Raw genomic sequence first — 19,218 nt, forward strand, 5'->3', positions numbered from 1 at the left:
GGCCAGAGTCTAAAGTCGGACTGAGACCTTAGGCGGCGCCAGCATTCTGGGTCCCAGCCTACGCTGGGACGACGCGGGCAGCGGCCAAACCCTCCGTCATTCCTGCGCAGGCAGGAATCCAGAGTCTGAAGCCGGACTGAGGCCTTAGGCGGCTCCAGCATTCTGGGTCCCAACCTGCGCTGGAACGACGCGAGTAGCGGCCAAAACCTCCGTCATTCCTGCGCAGGCAGGAATCCAGAGTCTGAAGCCGGACTGAGACCTTAGGCGCCTCCAGCATCCTGGGTCCCAGCCTGGGCTGGAACGACGCGGGCAGCGGCCAAAACCTCCGTCATTTCTGCGCAGGCAGGAATCCAGAGTCTGAAGCCGGACTGATACCTTAGGCGGCTCCCGCATTCTAGGTCTCAGCCTACGCTGGGACGACGCGAGTGGCCAAACCCTCCGTCATTCCTGCGCAGGCAGGAATCCAGAGTCTGAAGCCGGACTGAGACCTTAGGCGCCTCCAGCATTCTAGGTCCCAGCCTACGCTGGGACGACGCGAGTAGTGGCCAAACCCTCCGTCATTCCTGCGCAGGCAGGAATCCAGAATCTAAAGTCGGGCCAAAACCTTAGGCGCTACAGTAATTCTGGCTCCCTGCCTGCGCGAGGACGACGGCGAAGTGAGAGGGCTCTCAGTTAGCCTTGCGATAAAGATCCAGCAACACCTGATCCAGAATCGACGATGCACCCCACGGGCGGGGGTCGTTGAGGATGGCGACTACCGCCCAGGTGTCGCCGCTGGCGTCGCGGCTGAAACCGGCGATGGCGCGCACGGTGTTCAGCGTGCCGGTCTTGATATGGGCATCGCCGCGCAGCGGGGTGTTTTTCAGGCGTTTGCGCATGGTGCCGTCCATGCCCACCAGAGGCAGCGAGCTGATGAACTCCGCCGCATACGGGCCTTTCCAGGCGGTCTGCAGAATCGCCGCCATCTCCCGCGCACTTACGCGTTCAGCCCGCGACAACCCCGAACCGTTTTCCATCACCAGGTGCGTGGCGGTAATGCCTTTTTTCGCCAGCCACTGGCGGATTACCCGTTGCGCGGCCTTGGCGTCGTCACCGTCGGCACTGTTGCGGAATTCCGCACCCAGGCTCAGGAACAGCTGACGCGCCATGGTGTTGTTACTGTACTTGTTGATGTCGCGGATGATTTCCGCCAGGTCCGGCGAAAAGGCGCGGGCCAGCAGGGTGCCGCTTTTCGGCACTTCGCCGATGCGGTCCTTGCCCATGATGGTGCCGCCCAGTTCCTGCCAGATAGCGCGCACAGCTCCAGCGGCATAACCGGCGTGGTCGAGCAGGGAGAGGTACGACTGGGTGTTGCAGCCTTCATTCAACTGGCCGGTCACCACCAGGGTAGTGCCGTCGAATTCGGTGACGGGATTGAAGCGCACATCGCCTACGCACTTGCCTTTGCCCAGGTACTTCACCCGGTTGTCGATGCGCACGTTGGTCAGCGGCGGTTCCATCATCACGCTGACCTTGCCGCTGTCGGCGCGGGTGATCATGCGCACGGCCTTGAGGTTGACCAGCAGCGAATCCGGGGTTACGAGAAAGGGCTTGTTGTCGTCTTTGCCGTCGTCGTCGAACACCGGCAATTGCGGCTGAATAAAGCGGGTGCGGTCCAGCACCAGGTCGCCGGTGATTTTCTGCACGCCGTTGGCGCGCAGGTCACGCATCAACAACCAGAGCTTTTCCATGTTCAGCTTGGGGTCGCCGCCACCTTTGAGGTAGAGGTTGCCGTTGAGCACGCCGTCTTTTACCGGACCGTCGGCGTAGAACTCGGTTTTCCACTGGTAGGTGGGACCGAGCAATTCGAGGGCGGCATAGGTGGTGATCAGCTTCATGGTCGAAGCCGGGTTTACCGACACGTCGGCATTGATGATGGTCGGCGTGCCGTTGCCGGTCATGGGCAGGGTAACGACCGATATCGAGTCATTGCCGATCTTGCCGGCTTTCATGGCTTTTTGTACGGAGGCGGGCAGGGTGGTGTTGAGCGGGGCGGAAATTGCCGGCAGCGCGGCGGGAAGCAAAAGGCTGGCGATGACGAGGTGGCGAAGCGATTTGATCATTGGCGAAAAACCCTTCAGGCAAGGGCCAAAAAAGAAAGATGGCGTAAAGAAGAAAGCGCACGGGGCCACAGGTTCCCGATAGCGCGGAGAAAGTGCCGGCATTATGCCCGAAGCGTCGCAGCCTGTGCGGCGCGCCCCGTGCGATTTACTGACAATCGCCTACAGTAGGCAGGGCATTGCATACGGGCGCCCGGCAGAGAGTCGGGCAAGGCGCGGCCTTTGCTGGTAAAGTGCCGCGCGATATCACTTTTGAGGATTGTTCCATGGCTACTAACCGTTCCCGCCGCCTGCGCAAAAAACTCTGCGTGGATGAATTCCAGGAGCTCGGTTTCGAGCTGAACCTGAACCTCATGGCGGACCTGAGCGAAGCGGACATCGACGCTTTCCTCGACGCATTCCTGCGTGAAGCCATGAAAGACAACGGTCTTGGCTATGTGGGCGGCGAAGACTACGGCCTGGTGTGCCTGGCCAAGCGTGGCTCGGTAAGCGAAGAGCAACGCGCTGCTGTCGAAGCCTGGCTCAAGGCCCGCAGTGAAGTCACCGACTACACCGCCAGCCCGCTGATCGACGTTTGGTACCCGGAAAACGAGATCAACGCTGAGCACGCATAAGCCTTAGGGTTTTTGCGTAAAACAAAGGGGCCTTCGGGCCCCTTTGTCGTATTTGCTGTTTGAGAGACGCGGTATCAGCTTGGGAATCTGGATCCCGCCTTCGCTGGAATGACGGTGATGGAGGGCAAAACTTCCGTCGTCCCAGCGTAGGCTGGGACCCAGAATGAGCCAGGAGAACGCATATCCATCCGGCATTCTGGATTCCAGCCTTCGCTGGAATGACGGTGATGGAGGGCAAAACTTCCGTCGTCCCAGCGTAGGCTGGGACCCAGAATGGGCCAGTAGAACGCATATCCATCCGGCATTCTGGATTGCAGCCTTCGCGGAAATGACGGTGGCAGAGGCAAAAACCTCCGTCGTCCCAGCGCAGGCTGGGCCCTACTAATGGGCCAAGAGAACGCATATCCATCCGGCATTCTGGATTCCAGCCTTCGCTGGAATGACGGTGATAGAGGGCAAAACTTCCGTCGTCCCAGCGCAGGCTGGGACCCATAATGGGCCAGGAGAGCGCATGTCCATCCAGCATTCTGGATTCCAGCCTTCGCTGGAATGACGGTGATAGAGGGCAAAACTTCCGTCGTCCCAGCGTAGGCTGGGACCCAGAATGCGCCAGGAGAACGCATATCCATCCGGCATTCTGGATTCCAGCCTTCGCTGGAATGACGGTGATAGAGGGCAAAACTTCCGTCGTCCCAGCGTAGGCTGGGACCCAGAATGGGCCAGGAGAACGCATATCCATCCAACACTCTGGATTCCAGCCTTCGCGGAAATGACAGTGGCAGAGGCAAAAACCTCAGTCGTCCCAGCGCAGGCTGGGACCCAGAATGCGCCAGGAGAACGCATGTCCATCCGACATGCTGGATTCCAGCCTGCGCTGGAATGGCGGTGTACTGGGAACAAACACCCGTCGCCTCCGCGCAGAAGGAGCCCGGAATCTGTCAGGCGATCTTCGCCAACAACGCCTCAACATCTACCTCATCAATCTGCTCGGGCTGCAAAAAGCGCAGTGCGTATTCCATGTGCAGGCCGCTGCGCACAAACAGGGCAAACAGCGCCTTGTCGATATGCGCGCCGTTGCACATGCCCACCATGATGCCTAGCGACTGCGACAGCGTCTTACCGCGCTTGTACGGCCGGTCCACGGCGGTCAGCGCTTCGAAGATATCGGCAATGGCCATCATCCGCGCCGGCAGGCTCATTTCGTCGCACTTAAGGCGTTTGGGGTAGCCGCTGCCGTCCATTTTCTCGTGGTGCCCGCCGGCGATTTCGGCCACGTTGGCCAAGTGTGCAGGGAAGGGCAGGTGGTTGAGCATCAGGATCGTTTGCACGATGTGGTTGTTGATGATGTAGCGCTCTTCATTGGTCAGCGTGCCGCGCGCGATGCCCAGGTTGTACAGCTCGCCACGGTTGAATTTGTATTCGGGCTCATCGAGCTTGAAGCCCCAGGGGTTGTCCGCCGGCATGCGGTCTTTTTCGCCGCGCTCGAACAGGTGCTCGGGCTTGTCCGCCAGCAAGGGTTCGCTGACCGGCAGGGCCGGCGCCGGGGTGCGGCTCTGGCGCTGATTTTCTTCCCACGACACGCCCAGGCGGTCGTCCAGCGTGCGGGTCCAGGTGCGCATGCCAATCTGCGCCAGGCGTTCGAGGTCGGCCTCGGCCATCGCTTCGCCGCCGAGGTTGCTGCGGGCAACAAAGGCGAACTCTTCATCCAGCGCGGCCAGCAATTCGTCGCGCAGGGCCGCCAGTTGCGGTTCGTCACCGCCGCCGGCGACGCCTTGCCAGTAGCTGATCCAGGCATCGCGTTTCAGCACTTCGAAGCGGGTGCGCACTTCGTGGATGCGGTCGTAGAGGGTTTCCAGCTTGGTCGCCTTGTCCACCACATATTCGGGCGTGGTGACCTTGCCGCAGTCGTGCAGCCAGGCGGCGATATGCAGTTCTTCCCATTGGTCTTCAGTGGGTTGGTAGCTGGCAAAGGCCGGGTCGTCGCTGTCGGCAGCGGCGCGGGCGAGCATCAGGGTCAGCTCCGGCACTCGCTGGCAGTGGCCGCCGGTGTAGGGGCTCTTGGCGTCGATGGCGCCGGCAATCAATTGGATAAATGCGTTGAGCAGCTTTTTCTGGCTGTCGAGCAGGCGCTGGCTTTCGATGCACAACGCTGCCACGCCGGACACCGCTTCCACAAAGGCAATGCGCTCGGGCCGCAGCATGGCGTCGTCTTCGATATGGCCGGTGTCGCGTTGCAGCAACACCAGCACGCCGAGGGTCTGGCCCTGGCGGTTGTGCAGGCCGGTGGCGGCCAGGTGCACGCGTGGGCTGTCGAACGTCAGGAACACCGGCTGCAACACGCCGGCTTCATCAAAGCCCAGGCTGTGGGTGGAACTGGCGCCGCCGTGAGCCGGGCCGTCAAGCCAGCGCGGCATGTCGTCGGCGTGCTCGGCAAAGCTGGGCAGGGCGAACTCGCCGAGATCGCGCGGCTGCTTGTCGAGAATCAATCCTTTGGGTTCCAGGCTGCCGGTGTCGGCGTCAAACAGATAGATCAAACCGCCCTGGGCGGCGCTGATGTCCACGGTTTCGCGCAGCACGCGCGCCAGCAGGGTGTCAAAGCGCGACTCGGCCGAGAGGCTGGCGGAGATGCTCAGGAAGCTGGAAATGGTTTCCTTCATGCGCGCCATGGAAGTGGCCAGTTGGTCGATTTCCAGCACCGGCGAATGGCCGCTACTGGGCTGGCTGAAGTCGAAGCGGCGGATGGCTTCGGCTTCCTGCACCAGGCTGCGCAGCGGACGGATGATCAGGCGTGAGCTCAGCCAGCCCAGTGGCAGGCACAGCAGCAGAATGGCCAGGGTCACCAGCGCGCCTTGCCAGCGAATACGGTAGGCCTCGGCCAGCAACTCATCTTCGGGCACCACCAGGGCCAGCTCCAGGCCCTGCGGCCCACCTTCGATCAAATGCGTGCGCGACACCACCCAATTGCGCTGTGCCAGTTGCAGGTTGCCGGTGTCGGCGCCTTGCAGGTCGTGGTCGAGCAGGGCGGCCAATACCGGGTTGAGGTCGCGGGCTTTGGCTAACTGAGCCTTCTCGGCTTGCACAATGAGCCGGCTGCTATCGGGGTAGGCAATGGCGTTGCCGTTGGCGTCGTACAGCACCACTTCGCTGGACGGGGTGATCTTGTGCTTGGCCAGGGTGGCGGACAGATCGTCCAGCGTCAGGTCGGCGGCAATCACGGCATGCTCGCCACTGGCCCGGGCCAGGGTGGTGCCTACGTTGCCAGTGGAGAAAAACACATAGGGCGCAGTGGTGATCTGCTCATTGAGGGCGCTGGCGCTGGCAAACCAGCTGCGGTTGCGGGGGTCGTACTTTTCCTTGAGGTTCTGCCGGCGGGTTATAAGGTTCATCTCGCCATCGTAGTAGGCCGACTCCGATTGGACGGTTTCGGTCATGGCCGACTCGCCCATGCGGTCGATGGTCCACACCTGATACGCGGCGTTTTTCGGCGCGTCGAATTTATCTTTCAGGGCCTGCGTGCGCAGCGGGCGCACCATGAAAAAGTCGCCATCGTCGTAGCCCAGGTACAGCGAAGCCAGCTTGGGATTATCGCGCAAGGCCTGCACGAAGGAGGGCAGCAGCGCCATGCGCTGGTAGTGGTCGGCGGCCTGGTTGCTTTCCTGCAAAGCCAGCAGGCTGAGCAGGTGGCGGATGGGTTGGTAGGTATTGAGCAGGTCGTGCTGCACATCTTCCTGAATGCGGCTGAACAGTTCGTTGCTGCTGGAATAGATGATCTGGGTGGTCTGCCGGTAGTTGAACAGACCCAACACCACACCGGTAATCAGCAACAGAAAAGTGAATAGCACGCTGATGTGCACGTGCAACGAATAGCGACGTTCGGCGCGACGGGGTTTGGGCAGTGCGGGCGGGGTCATTGCGCATCACTCCTTGAACAGCGCAGATGGGGCATACAGGTTCAATTTTGCGTACGCGAGGCAGGCGTAAGCGGCATGGGTATCGCTGCGCTCAACCCCGTGCCGAAGCAAGAGCCAAGCATAGTGAACGCCATGGAGTTCTGCCCTCGAAATAACGGGCTTTTGTCACTCTTGTGAAACAGGTTTTTCCGGGTTCGCGGCAGGCTCCATTTTTCGCGCCAAAAGGTGGTTCACGTAGTGCCGTACCCAATGCATCAACAATGCCACGGCCAGGGCTATCGCTACCCCGATCAAGGTGTTGATCACGCGCACCTGGCCCAGGTGCCAATCTTGCGACAGGCTCTCGGCGAGCAGCACGAAACACAGGGTGGTCTGCAGCACGAACAGGCCGTAGTGGTTGGCCTGAAAGGCGCGACTCATGGCAATCAGCGGCAGCATCACCGCCACCATGACAGGCGGACTTTGCAAGCTATGGCCGAAGTAGATCAGCAACGAGGCCGCGCAGAAGCTGGCGATGCTGGCCTGCAGCGCCCGTACCAGGCTGCCCTGGAATTCCAGTTGCAAGGTGGCCAGCACGGCGATGGTCAGCCAGTATCCGCGCGGCAGTTGGAATAGCTCGACGGTCAGACCGGCCAGGGAGAACGCCAGGGTGCAATTGGCCGCATGCAGCAGCCATTGGCGCCGGGGTTGGCGTTGCGCGTGGCGGCGCAGCACTTTCAGAATGCCCACCAGACGCGGCATGCGTGGCCACATGCGCAAACCATGTACACCCCGCAGGGCAAAGGCCAGCAAGGTCACCCACAGGCCGCCGAGAATAAACAGCATGGCCACGGCATAAGGGTTGGTAAGGTTGCCGCCGCCATGCTGGCCCTGGCCCAAGCACAGGCAGATAGCGAGGCCGATGCCGAGCTTGCCGGCCTCGGCGCCGAAGCGTTGCAGCCAGGCCAGCAGAAAGCCGAACACGGCAAACAGGCCGAGGCTGATCAGCGGATGGTCGGCGCCCCAGAAGCCCAGGCCTGCGCTCCAGGCCCCGAGGCCAATCAAAAGCAACATGCGCAGCATGCCGAAGCGGTGCAGCGGGTTGGCTTTGGCCGCTTGAAAGGCACCCACTGCGGCCCAGAGAAACCCCGGGTGGCCGCTGAACAAACCAAGAATCAGCGGCAGGGCGCACCCGAGCATGGCGACCATGGCCGGGCCCCACGCCGGCGGGCCGGATTGCCAGGTAAACACTTGCCGCAAAAGCTTGACCATACGCGTCTCTGTTTTCGTCGTTACACCGGGCTGGAGCGCCCAGTCATTTCGGCCGCCATTTCGGTGGCGTAGCTGTCAGTCATGCCGGCGATAAAGTCGATCATGCGCAAGAACGAGCGGTGCAGCGTCCATTCTGCTTTCGGCGCGTTGTAGCCGAGCAAATCGAGAATGCGCTGGTTCTTGAACGACAGGCCGTTGCCCGCGTGCAGTTCGAGGGCCGCACCGCAGAAATTGTTCAGCAGAATTTCGAGTGTGGTGTAGGCGCCGATCTCGTGCAGGGTTTTACGTTTGTCCTGAAAGATCTTCTCGCGGGCCATGTTCTTGGCGCCCAGTACGCAGGCCTTGGCTGGGCCGTGCATATGTTCCACCAGGTCGCCGTGCAAGGTGCCCGCGAGCAACGCCTCCTGCTGCTCGACGAAGGCGCGGGCGGCGGCATTGGTCAGGTGCTCGATGGCCTTGCCGCGCAGAATCGCCAGCTTGCGCCGCTGGGAGTCGTGGGGGCCGAGCAGGCGGTAGGTTTCGGGGAGGTCATCGCCCACCAGGCCGAGCAGCACGGCTTCCACTTCCGGGTAGTCGAGCAACTCCATTTCCAGGCCGTCTTCCAGGTCGATGAGGCCGTAGCAGATGTCGTCGGCCGCTTCCATCAGGTACACCAGCGGGTGGCGTGCCCAGCGCTCGTTTTCTATCTGCGGCAAACCGAGCTTGGCGGCGATTTGTTCCAGCAGCGGCAGCTCACTGCGGTAGCAACCGAACTTGTGTTTTTTATAGCCCAGCGCTTCGGCGTGTTGCGACGTCCAGGGGTATTTGAGGTAGGTGCCGAGGGTGGCGTAGGTCAGCCGGGTGCCGCCGTCGAACTGGTGGTATTCCAGCTGGGTGAGCACGCGAAACCCCTGGGCGTTGCCTTCGAAATGCAGGAAGTCCTGGCGCTCCACTTCGCTCATGCCATCGAGCCAGCCGCGCCCGGCGGCCTGCTGGAACCAGTGGCGAATCGCGTCTTCACCCGAGTGGCCATAGGGCGGGTTGCCGATGTCATGGGCCAGGCACGCAGACTGCACGATCATGCCCAGGTCATTTGGCTCGCACCAATCGGGCAGGTCATCGCGCAGCATCTCGCCCACGCGCATGCCGAGGGAGCGCCCCACGCAGCTGACTTCCAGCGAATGAGTCAGGCGGGTGTGGATATGGTCGTTGCTGGAAACGGGGTGCACCTGGGTTTTGCGGCCCAGGCGGCGGAAAGCGCCGGAGAAGATGATGCGGTCGTGGTCTTTGTGAAACGGGCTGCGGCCCAGTTCGGCAGCGCTATGGGTAGGTTTGCCGAGTCGTTCGCGGTTGAGCAGTGTGTGCCAGTCCAAGGCCAGTCCTCGCCGTTCAGTGGCTGATGGGGGCTTAGCTTCCCGGTTCTACGGGTGGGCTGCAAGGGGAATAGTGTCTGCGGCGGCCCTCTCCCCCAGCCCCTCTCCCGCACGCGGGAGAGGGGAGCCCAGCGGCGTAGGGCTAGGAAATGGGGGAAAACGGCACACCTCGGTCCAGTCCCCTCGCCCCCTTGGGGGAGAGGGTCAGGGTGAGGGGGTAAGGCAGGCGACGCTTAATCACAGCCCGGCAACGTCGATATCCAGCAACAACAACCGCTGCCCGTTATCAATAAATTGGCCCGCCGTCAGGCAGTACTGATTGCTGGTAGCGTCGCGGTAGGTAGAAGACAGAATCAGCCGACGCTCATCCCAGCCTTCGGCCAGCAGTTGGTAGAAGTACGGCCGCCACGACCAGTTGTGGCCCAGGTAGCGCCCGTCTTCGCGCCAGCCGCTGCCGGTCCATTCCAGGTTGGGCGTGAGCTGGGTGCCATTCGGGTCGCATTGGTATACGCGCAGCAGCCACGGGTAGGCCGTGGGCGCCGGCAGGCTGGCCAGCGGCACATCAGCTTCGGCCCAGGCCTTGAGGCTGTTCATCAGCCCGGTGAGCTGTTGGCGCAGCGACATCAAGCGTGCACGCTCGGCCAGCTTGTTGTGCACGTAACGGTTACGCAGTTGGGCAAAACGGTCGACAAAGGCATCGGCCGGGAAGAAGTCGCGATCGGGCTTGGCGAACAGGTAACCCTGCACGTAGCGCGAGCCACACTCCAGGGCGAAGTCCAGTTCGGCTTCGGTTTCCACACCTTCGGCGATGATCCAGCAGCCGGTTTTCTCGGCCATCTGTGCCAGCGCCTTGACCACTTCACTGCTGGGGCCGCCACGGGCGGCTTCCTGGAACAAGCGCATATCCAGCTTGAGAATGTCCGGTTGCAAAGCCAATACGCGGTCGAGCTGCGAGTAGCCGGCACCAAAGTCGTCGATGGCAATGCGCGCACCCGCTTCGCGGTAGCGGGCAACCACTTCTGGCAGGCGCAGGCTGCCGCCGCCCAATTCGGTGATTTCAAAGACGATTCGCTCAGGCGCCACACCGTGTTTTTCCAGCTGTTTAAGGCTGGGCAGCGGCTGGTTCGGGCGCAGGCGGCCGATCCAGCGCGGGGAAATATTGATGCTCAGAAACCAGTCTTCGGGAGCGGCGTGAAACTGCTGCAGGGCGTCGGCGCGAATTTCCCGGTCCAGACGGCGCAAGGCGGTCATGGGGAATTTGGGGTCGGCGAACAGTGGCCCCACCGAAGCGAGACGGCCGTCGGCCTGTTGCAGGCGGCCCAATGCTTCGACTCCGGCGATACGGCCGGTGGCGGTATCAATAAACGGCTGGAAGCAGGCAAGCGGTTGCCCGTCGATCACAGTCACATCCTTAGTTACGGTTTGCTGTTCCGCCTGCACAGGGCAAGGCGATGAACAGCGCTGATTTGCTGTTCATCACATTTGCATAGCAAGAAGGTGGCCAGTTGTAGGACAGACGGTAGTTACCGCGGGGGACGGCTCTTCAGGGCGACCGAAATCACGGGGTAGAGGCTCAAGCCGATTTTCAGCCAGCGGCTGAGCTTCTTGGTTTTGGCGCCAAAAAAACCTAAGGCCGTAACCGCTGCCATGCCCCAGGCTGGGGCATGGACACTGCTCAACGTGCCTTGCCAGGTTTTCGCCGAACCGCGCATTTGCCGCAGCGGCTGCAGCAACTGGTGGGTTTCGTGGCGCAGCTCGTGGCGATGCATTTCCATGCGCAGCCGAACCAGCTGTTTGCGCAATTCTTGACGGGTGGGTTTGGTAGCACTCATGGCATCAGGCGCTCCCGGTCGCGGGCCAGCTCTTCGAGCGTTGCGCTGAAAGGGGAGTGTTCATCGGTTACCTGATTGCGCAAGGCGAACGCGCAGAACAGGGTCGCCAAGGCATAAAACACGCACAGGCCAATGACACCGGGAATGCGGTAACTGTCCCAGACCAACATCAGTACCAATGCCGAGAGCCCCAGCAACAAAAGCAGGGCAAACACCAGCGCGAAGCCGGCGAATAACAGCAAATTGAGGGTGCGGCTTTTCTGCTCCTGCAGTTCGATGCCGAACAGTTCGACATGGCTATGCAGCAAGCCGAGAAAGGCCGCCGTCAGGCGTTTGGGCGAGGGGCCACGCCCTTGCAGGGGTGGTGGGGGTAGGGCGTCCATTCCGTCTCTCATGCTCAGCGGCGCGAGGCCAGAAGGCCAAGAAGGAAGCCAACGCCGGCAGCAATGCCGACCGACTGCCACGGGTTTTGCTGCACATAGGCTTCGGCGCTGGCAACAGCCTCTTCGGCGCGTTCGCGTACGGTGTACTCGGTGAGTTGCAGCGTGTCGCGGGCACGTTTGAGGCTATCGTGGATGCTCAAACGCAATTCGTCTGCTTCATCGCCGGCCAGTTCAGCGGTATGCGCGAGCAGTTTTTCGGTATCGGCGATCAGCGCGTTGAACTCGGCAATAAGCTCTTCCTGAGCGCGTTCGTTGGCCTTGCTAACCATAGTGAGTCTCCATAAGTGAGGGGCTTTGCATTTCGAGTGGTGGGTGGGGTGATGGTTCCATCTATCCCAACAGCGACGCCTCAGGATGCCGCTGGTATAGCGCTTGCATTGTGCTGGTGCGTAACCAGCGGGTTTTGCGCCCTTATCGCGCATTCCCGGATGGAAAAACGGTGGCAACAGCGTTGCTCAACCGAATGAAAAATAAAGAAAAGACCTGATCGCTCAAATTTTCTGCCCGTTTACCTGGTACTAAATCGGTTCGCTCGCCTGAGCAGAACTGGTGCGTTGCGGCGTCATCATGGTGCGTGGTTGCAGGGCTTTGAGCTGCTTTGGTGCTTTTTTCGCTGCCGGAGTCGCTTTCTCGATGGAAAACCTCAACAGCGCCGTGCAATCGCTCATTCACGGCTCCAACACGGTATTCATTCTGCTCGGTGCCGTCATGGTGCTGGCCATGCATGCCGGCTTTGCGTTTCTGGAAGTTGGCACAGTCCGGCAAAAGAACCAAGTAAACGCCTTGTCGAAGATCATCTCCGACTTTGCCATGTCGGCGTTGGCCTACTTCTTTATCGGCTATTGGGTAGCCTACGGTGTGACCTTTATGGTGCCGACCCAAGAGCTGACCGTCGACCACGGCTATGCCCTGGTGAAGTTCTTCTTTTTGTTGACCTTTGCTGCAGCCATTCCGGCGATCATTTCCGGTGGCATTGCCGAGCGCGCCAAGTTCGGCCCTCAGTTGTGCGCCACCTTGTTGATCGTGGCGTTCATCTACCCGTTTTTCGAGGGCCTGATCTGGAACGGCAACTTCGGCCTGCAGGCCTGGCTGGGCGAACGCTTCGGTGCCAGTTTCCACGACTTCGCAGGTTCCGTAGTGGTACACGCCATGGGCGGCTGGCTGGCGCTTGGCGCGGTGTTGCTGCTGGGCAAGCGCAATGGTCGCTACCGCGATGGAAAGCTGGTGGCGTTTGCGCCGTCCAATATTCCATTTCTAGCCTTGGGCTCGTGGATTCTGATTGTCGGCTGGTTCGGCTTTAACGTGATGAGCGCGCAAACCATGGAGGGGGTCAGTGGCCTGGTGGCGGTGAACTCGCTGATGGCCATGGTGGGCGGCACGGTGGCGGCGTTGTTCGTCGGCCGTAACGACCCCGGCTTTCTGCACAACGGCCCGTTGGCCGGCCTGGTGGCGATTTGCGCCGGTTCCGACCTGATGCACCCGGTGGGCGCATTGATCACCGGCTTGGTGGCGGGCGCGTTGTTTGTCTGGGCGTTTACTGCCACGCAGGTGAAGTGGCGCATTGACGATGTGCTCGGCGTGTGGCCGTTGCATGGCTTGTGCGGCGTTTGGGGCGGCATCGCTTGCGGGATTTTTGGCCAGCAAGTGCTCGGTGGGTTGGGCGGGGTGAGCCTGATCAGTCAGTTGATCGGCACCGGCCTTGGTGTGGCGGTGGCGCTAGTGGGTGGCTTGTTGGTGTATGGCGTGTTGAAGGCCACGAGCGGCATTCGCTTGAATCAGGAAGATGAGTATTACGGCGCGGATCTGGCGATTCACAAGATTGGCGCAGTTAGCCAGGACTGACGTCCTAGCGCCTTACCCCGTAGGAGCCAGCTTTCTGGCGAATTGCGCAAACTCCGATCACCGAGGTTTCCACGGTTCGCCAGCAAGCTGGCTCCTACAAGATCAAAAACATCGTAGTTGTCAGCAAACCAGGCTATCGGCCTGGCGATACAACATCAGCATCTTGCGCGTGATGGTCTGGTGAATGTCGTCGCGCTCGAAGGTGGACAGGTGCGTGAGCTTGTTCACCTGCAAGCGGTGCAGGTGGATGTAGGGCATCTGCTGGTCGAACTCGCGCAAATCGCCTTTCATCATGATCGGCAAAAACACATCACCAAGCTTCTTCTGACTGCTGATGATCTGTGCCAGCGCCGGCTTGAACGGCATGGTCTTGGGCACGCTGCCGTCGTCTTTCATTTCTGTGCTGAGCAGCAACCCCGGCTTGCCCACCAACACGCCTGGCAACACGCACAATCCGGTTTTACGTACGGCCGCCGCGTCGATGCCGTGCAGGGTGTCGTGGAAGGCATAGGCGTTGGGTAGCACCACCATCTTGCGGCCCAGGTCGGTGGGAAAATGCAGGGTGTAGTTGGTGTACAGCTGGCGCACCGACTCGGAATACACGCAGAGGCGGTTCTCGAACAACCGGATGAAGCGCTCAGCCAGCTCGCGCCGCGCCATGCTCTCCATATCCCAGATCAGGTCCTGGTTTTGCGGTTGTTGGAGATTGATCTCCTGGTGTTCCATGCTCGTCATGCAGCCCTCATACGCGGAATTGGCGCAATAGCCGGTTCAATTCATCGGCCAGTTGGTTCAGGTGTTGGCTGGCGCTGCTCGATTGCTCGGCGGCCATCGCCGTGTTGTGCGCCAGGCCGGCGGCGTCGGTCACGTTCTGATTGATGTCCTCAACCACATGCGCCTGCTGCAATGTTGCGCTGGCGATGGAGGCATTGAGGCTGGTCAGGTTGCGTAGCGACTGGCTGATCTGGTTCAGGCTTTCCCCCGCCTGGCGCGCCTGTTCGACGGTCAGTTGCGAGGCCTTGCTGCTTTCGTTGATGACGTTCACCGCTGCTTCGGAGTTCTTCTGCAGGCGTTCGATCATCACGTGAATCTCGGCCGTGGACTTCTGCGTGCGCTGGGCCAGCAGCCGCACTTCGTCGGCCACCACGGCAAAACCGCGGCCCTGTTCACCGGCTCGCGCGGCCTCGATGGCGGCGTTCAGGGCGAGCAGGTTGGTCTGTTCGGCGATGGAGCGTATCACTTCCAGCACGCCGCCGATCTGGGTTGTTTCCTGGGCCAAGGTTCGGATGACTTCCACGGCTTCATCGATGGTGCCCGAGAGCGTGTCGATCTGCAGCAGGCTGCGCTCGATATGGGCCTGGCCCAGTTTGGCGTTGGCCTCGGCACCTTGCACTTCGCCCGAGGCTTGCTCGGCGTTCTTGGCTACATCCTGCACGCCGTAGGTGACTTCATTGATGGCGGTGGCCACCTGTTCCATCTGCATGGCTTGCTGCTGGCTGTCCTGCTGCGACCTGGTGGCCACGCCGCCCAGGGTGTCGGCGGACTGGTTGAGTGCGGCGGCCGCTTGCAGCATCTGGCCGATTACCGAGCGCAGCTTGCTGGTGAAGGTGTTGAAGTGGTTGGCCAGTGCGGCCAGTTCGTCATTGCCGTCGCTGTGCAGCGTGCGGGTGAGGTCGCCTTCGCCGCTGGCGATATTGGCCATGGCGCCCACCACCTCATTCAGCGGCCGGGTGATGCTACGGCTTATATAGAGCACCAGCAGCGCCATCAATACGGCAATGCCCAGGCCAATAAACGAGGCACGAACGGCCTGCTCGCGGAACTCGGCCTGCATGTCATCGATATACACGCCGGAGCCGACGATCCAGTTCCACGGCTGAAACAGCTGCACGTAGGACACCTTGGGCACCGGGTCGCTGGCGCCCGGTTTCGGCCAGCGGTAGTCGACCATGCCAGCGCCTTTGGCCTTGGCGATGGCCACCATCTCGTTGAACAGGAATTTGCCGTCGGGGTCTTTCAGGCCGCTCAAGTCCTGGCCCTCCAGCTTGGCGTTCATGGGGTGCATGATCATCTTCGGACCCAGGTCGTTGATCCAGAAGTAATCATCCTTGCCATAGCGCAGCACGCGCACCGCATCCATGGCCTGTTTCTGCGCCTGTTCACGGGTGAGGGTGCCAGCCGCTTCCAGGCCCTGAAAATAAGTCAGCACGCCGGCGGCACTTTGCACCACATGTTGGGTCTTTTGAACCTTGGCGCTGTGCAGGTCGTGGTTGATCTGCTGCAGCATCAGCAAGCCAAGACTGACAAGCATGACCAGGGCAACGCCCAGAATCAGCCACAGCCGACTGTGAATCGGTAGTTTGCGCAGGCTTTGCATGAGGCGTTACTCCAAGCGTTTTTGTTGTTGTGCTGCCTTGAAAGTAGGCGTTGGCGATGGCTTTGCAACACTACCGGTGAAATGTGCTTAAAGGCAGCAGCATCGGTAGGCGTTGTCTGCTACATTTCGGCGCCAAAGCGGCATTCCCAAGCGCCTGCAGCTCGGTTGGTCTTTGGTTTTTTCTGCCGACACCTTTTGGTCGACAACATTTATCTGGCGGTGCGGGGCACCGCATATTGGGGGATTTGCATGGATCTTTGGAGCGCTGCGCAGGCGTTGATTCTGGGTATTGTCGAGGGGCTCACCGAGTTCCTGCCGATTTCCAGCACCGGGCACCAGATTATCGTCGCTGACCTGCTGAATTTTGGCGGCGAGCGGGCCATGGCCTTCAACATCATCATCCAGCTCGGCGCCATTCTGGCGGTGGTCTGGGAGTTCCGGAAAAAGATCTTCGATGTGGTGCTGGGCCTGCCCAACGACCGCCAGGCGCAACGCTTTACCGGCAACCTGCTGATCGCCTTCTTCCCGGCCGTGGTGCTCGGGGTAATTTTTGCCGACCTGATTCACCACTACCTGTTCAACCCCATTACCGTGGCGGCCGCCCTGGTGGTGGGTGGTGTAATCATGCTGTGGGCCGAAAAACGTCCGCATGTGGTGCATGCTGAAACAGTCGATGACATGACCTGGAAAGACGCCCTCAAGGTTGGTTTTGCCCAGTGCCTGGCGATGATCCCAGGCACCTCGCGCTCCGGCGCCACCATTATTGGCGGCCTGCTGTTCGGCCTGTCGCGCAAGACCGCCACCGAGTTCTCGTTCTTTCTGGCCATGCCGACCATGGTCGGTGCGGCGGTGTACTCGGGCTACAAATACCGCGACCTGTTCCAGCAGAGCGATCTGCCGGTATTCGCCATCGGCTTCGTCACCGCGTTTATCTTCGCCATGATTGCCGTGCGCGGGCTGCTGAAATTTATCGCTAACCACAGCTACGCGATGTTTGCCTGGTACCGCATCGCCTTTGGTTTGTTGATTCTGGCCACCTGGCAGTTTGGTTGGATAGATTGGAGCGCGGCCCAGCCGTAGTTAGTCAGGTAGAAAAGATGACCCGCAGCCCCAGCTTTCCGGTTTCGCCCACCGAGCGTTTCGACAGCCCGGAGCAAACCGATATCACTCGCGATGTGGTGCTGCGTTATCACTACTGCTGGAAATACCGCGACCTCGACGGGGTGATGGCGCTCTATCACCCTGACGTCGAGTACAACGACTTCTTCCAGAACCGCGTGCTGCATCTGCACGACCTGCGTGAATACGTACGCGCCACCATGCCCCGTGACCCCGAAGAGGCGCTGGAGCACAGCGACCGCATTCGCATGGACGGTGACACGGCCTTCATTCAATACCGCATCACCTTGCGCGGCGGGGAAGGGCTGGTGTCGTTTCGCACCAGCGAGGCGATTACCGTGCGCGACGGGTTGATCTGGCAAGTGAACGAATACGCCTCCCTGATGCACGAAGCCAGCGCCGCCAACCCCGAAGCCAGCGACTCGCGCCCGGCCATCAGCCGCCTGGGGCTGTCGGCGCGGCAGTTGGGGTTTCTAGCCGACGATTTGCAGCACTATTTCCAGCAACACCAGCCGTATCTGGACGCTGAACTGAACCTGCAACAGGTGGCTACGGCGACCGGCTACAGCCGCAACCAGATTTCCTACCTGCTCAACCAGGTGCTGGGGCAGAGCTTCTACCGCTATGTAAACCAAGCACGCCTGCAGCACTTGCTCGCGGCGCTCGATAGCGCGCCCACCCCGGTGCGTATTGATGAGCTGGCGTTTGCCGCCGGTTTCAATTCCCTGTCGGCGTTTTACAGCTGCTTTCGCCAGCACACCGGCCTTACGCCCAAGGCCTACCTCAAAGAACGCGCCGCCCGCTAAATTTCTTCGCGGGCCCGCGCGCAAGACAAGCCCTGAATCTAGCCTCTAGTCTCTGCGCCATTCGTTGGTGAACAAGTGACTGGAGCTGGGCATGAGCGCGTGGCGCAATGTGAGTCTGTGGATGGATCAGGTCGATGAACCCCTGATTCCGCGTGCGCCTCTGATCGGCGCGCAGGAAGCCGACGTGGTCATCATCGGCGCCGGTTACACCGGGCTCTGGACCGCCTACTACCTCAAGCGCCAGGCGCCTGAGCTGCGCGTGGTTATCGTGGAGGCCAACATCTCCGGCTTCGGTGCCTCGGGCCGTAACGGCGGCTGGCTGATGGGCGCCATGCTCGGAGAAGACCGCCTGCTGGCCGATCTGTCGCCGGCCGCCCGGCATGAATCCCATGAACTGCTACACGGCATTCCGGACGAAGTCGCCACCGTGCTGCAACGCGAGGGCATCGATTGCGACTACCGCAAGGCCGGCGTGCTTTATACCGCCGCGCGTTACCCTGAACAGGAAACCAGCCTGCGCGAGCAATTGCGCGGCTTGCATGCCCAGGGCCATACCGAGGCCGATTACCGCTGGCTGTCGGTGAATGAACTGAACGAGCAACTGCGCGTTGCCACGCCTTACGGCGCCATCTTCACCCCCCATTGCGCCACGATTCAGCCAGCCAAACTGGTGCGCGGCCTGGCCCGTACCGTGGAACGCATGGGCGTGCAACTCTTCGAACAAAGCGCCGTGACCCAGTGGTACCCAGGCGTAGTGCGCACCGCTCAGGGCGAAGTGCGAGCCGAGTGGGTGGTGCCGGCGATTGAAGGGTATTCCGTCACGCTGCCGCCGCTGGGCAACCACCTGCTGCCGGTGCAAAGCCTGATCGTTGCCACTGCGCCATTGCCGGCGTCCACCTGGGCCGAGATCGGCCTGGAACGTGGCCAGGCGTTTAGCGAAGCCAGTCGGCAAGTGACCTACGGCCAGCGCACGATGGACGACCGCCTGGTATTCGGCGCCCGTGGTGGCTACAAATTCGGCGGCAAACTGCGCCCCGACGCCAACCTGACCGACGACGAAGTAAGCCTGCGCCGCTACCTGTTTGGCGAACTGTTCCCAATGCTGAAAAAGGTGCCAATCACCCATTCCTGGGGCGGCAACCTGGGCATGTCGCGCAGTTTTCACCCCACCATGCTTTGCGATCGCAAAAACCAGGTAGCCCTGGCCGGCGGTTACGGTGGTGAAGGCGTAGGCGCCAGCAACCTGGGTGGGCGCACCGTGGCGCAACTGATCCTTGGCGAAACCAGTGCGCTCACCCGCCAGCCCTGGGTGCAACAGGACAGCAGCATTAAACAAGGCCTGCGCACCTGGGAGCCCGAACCCTGCCGCTGGCTGGGCTACAACGCCATCATCAAAAGCTTCGTGCATGAAGACCAGGTGCTCGCCAACCCGGTCAGCGCGCCCTGGCGGCGGCGGTTTGCCTGTGGGTTGGCGGGGTTTATGGAAAGTTTTATGAAGTAACCAAACAAACTCACATTGCTCTGCACCCCTCTCCCACTTGTGGGAGAGGGGCCGGGGGTGAGGGCAGGGCC

General features: G+C 61.2%; 15 protein-coding genes and 1 pseudogene. 5 read left to right on the forward strand and 11 right to left on the reverse strand.

Translation table 11 applies throughout. The features are described 5' to 3' along the window. Positions 1–668: 668 nt before the first annotated feature. Positions 669–2,102, reverse strand: a complete 1,434-nt coding sequence (gene dacB, locus PKE98_RS09395; RefSeq protein ID WP_271195019.1) for a D-alanyl-D-alanine carboxypeptidase/D-alanyl-D-alanine endopeptidase — start codon at positions 2,100–2,102, stop codon at positions 669–671. A gap of 263 nt (positions 2,103–2,365) precedes the next feature. Here dacB and PKE98_RS09400 point away from each other — a divergent pair, with 263 nt between their 5' ends. Continuing rightward, positions 2,366–2,713 carry a YggL family protein gene (locus tag PKE98_RS09400; protein WP_271195020.1) on the forward strand — a complete coding sequence of 116 codons (348 nt, stop codon included), beginning with the start codon at positions 2,366–2,368 and terminating at the stop codon, positions 2,711–2,713. A 938-nt stretch (positions 2,714–3,651) separates the two neighbouring features. On the opposite strand, the gene PKE98_RS09405 is transcribed toward PKE98_RS09400, so the two are convergent. The 7 genes from PKE98_RS09405 to PKE98_RS09435 all read right to left on the reverse strand — a co-directional run bounded on the left by PKE98_RS09405 (position 3,652) and on the right by PKE98_RS09435 (position 11,771). Next, a complete protein-coding gene (locus PKE98_RS09405) occupies positions 3,652–6,624 on the reverse strand; it encodes an HD domain-containing phosphohydrolase (RefSeq protein ID WP_271195021.1) in 2,973 nt (990 codons plus the stop codon). A gap of 165 nt (positions 6,625–6,789) precedes the next feature. Then, complete coding sequence (locus PKE98_RS09410) at positions 6,790–7,875, reverse strand: FUSC family protein (protein WP_271195022.1); 1,086 nt, start codon at positions 7,873–7,875, stop codon at positions 6,790–6,792. A 20-nt stretch (positions 7,876–7,895) separates the two neighbouring features. Further along, complete coding sequence (locus PKE98_RS09415; protein WP_271195023.1) at positions 7,896–9,227, reverse strand: deoxyguanosinetriphosphate triphosphohydrolase; 1,332 nt, start codon at positions 9,225–9,227, stop codon at positions 7,896–7,898. 237 nt (positions 9,228–9,464) lie between these two features. Further along, positions 9,465–10,628 (reverse strand): EAL domain-containing protein, encoded by a 1,164-nt coding sequence (locus PKE98_RS09420; protein ID WP_271195024.1) that lies wholly within the window; start codon positions 10,626–10,628, stop codon positions 9,465–9,467. A 122-nt stretch (positions 10,629–10,750) separates the two neighbouring features. Further along, positions 10,751–11,059, reverse strand: a complete 309-nt coding sequence (locus PKE98_RS09425) for a hypothetical protein (RefSeq protein WP_271195025.1) — start codon at positions 11,057–11,059, stop codon at positions 10,751–10,753. Then, positions 11,056–11,442, reverse strand: coding sequence for a phage holin family protein (locus tag PKE98_RS09430; RefSeq protein WP_373877831.1), 387 nt, complete (start codon positions 11,440–11,442; stop codon positions 11,056–11,058). Before PKE98_RS09430 ends, PKE98_RS09425 begins: the two co-directional genes overlap by 4 nt. Positions 11,443–11,456: 14 nt before the next feature. Next, positions 11,457–11,771, reverse strand: a complete 315-nt coding sequence (locus PKE98_RS09435) for an ElaB/YgaM/YqjD family protein (protein WP_271195027.1) — start codon at positions 11,769–11,771, stop codon at positions 11,457–11,459. A gap of 364 nt (positions 11,772–12,135) precedes the next feature. Between PKE98_RS09435 and PKE98_RS09440 the strand changes: the two genes are divergently transcribed. Beyond that, complete coding sequence (locus PKE98_RS09440; RefSeq protein ID WP_271195028.1) at positions 12,136–13,344, forward strand: ammonium transporter; 1,209 nt, start codon at positions 12,136–12,138, stop codon at positions 13,342–13,344. Positions 13,345–13,464: 120 nt separating this feature from the next. Here the strand turns inward: PKE98_RS09440 and PKE98_RS09445 are convergent, their stop codons facing one another. The 3 genes and pseudogenes from PKE98_RS09445 to PKE98_RS27065 all read right to left on the reverse strand — a co-directional run. Next, complete coding sequence (locus PKE98_RS09445) at positions 13,465–14,079, reverse strand: hypothetical protein (RefSeq protein WP_271195029.1); 615 nt, start codon at positions 14,077–14,079, stop codon at positions 13,465–13,467. A gap of 7 nt (positions 14,080–14,086) precedes the next feature. After that, on the reverse strand, positions 14,087–14,917 hold the full coding sequence (locus PKE98_RS27060) for a methyl-accepting chemotaxis protein (protein ID WP_373877837.1): 831 nt from the start codon (positions 14,915–14,917) through the stop codon (positions 14,087–14,089). A 27-nt stretch (positions 14,918–14,944) separates the two neighbouring features. Further along, a pseudogene (locus tag PKE98_RS27065) lies at positions 14,945–15,721 on the reverse strand (cache domain-containing protein); the annotation flags it as partial. A gap of 249 nt (positions 15,722–15,970) precedes the next feature. Here PKE98_RS27065 and PKE98_RS09455 point away from each other — a divergent pair. The 3 genes from PKE98_RS09455 to PKE98_RS09465 all read left to right on the forward strand — a co-directional run bounded on the left by PKE98_RS09455 (position 15,971) and on the right by PKE98_RS09465 (position 19,147). Then, positions 15,971–16,801 carry an undecaprenyl-diphosphate phosphatase gene (locus tag PKE98_RS09455; RefSeq protein WP_271195031.1) on the forward strand — a complete coding sequence of 277 codons (831 nt, stop codon included), beginning with the start codon at positions 15,971–15,973 and terminating at the stop codon, positions 16,799–16,801. A 17-nt stretch (positions 16,802–16,818) separates the two neighbouring features. Continuing rightward, positions 16,819–17,646, forward strand: a complete 828-nt coding sequence (locus PKE98_RS09460; RefSeq protein WP_271195032.1) for a helix-turn-helix domain-containing protein — start codon at positions 16,819–16,821, stop codon at positions 17,644–17,646. A gap of 91 nt (positions 17,647–17,737) precedes the next feature. Then, positions 17,738–19,147 (forward strand): NAD(P)/FAD-dependent oxidoreductase, encoded by a 1,410-nt coding sequence (locus PKE98_RS09465; RefSeq protein WP_271195033.1) that lies wholly within the window; start codon positions 17,738–17,740, stop codon positions 19,145–19,147. Positions 19,148–19,218 lie beyond the last annotated feature (71 nt).

This window comes from Pseudomonas turukhanskensis (assembly GCF_027922365.1).
Lineage (GTDB): Bacteria > Pseudomonadota > Gammaproteobacteria > Pseudomonadales > Pseudomonadaceae > Aquipseudomonas > Aquipseudomonas turukhanskensis.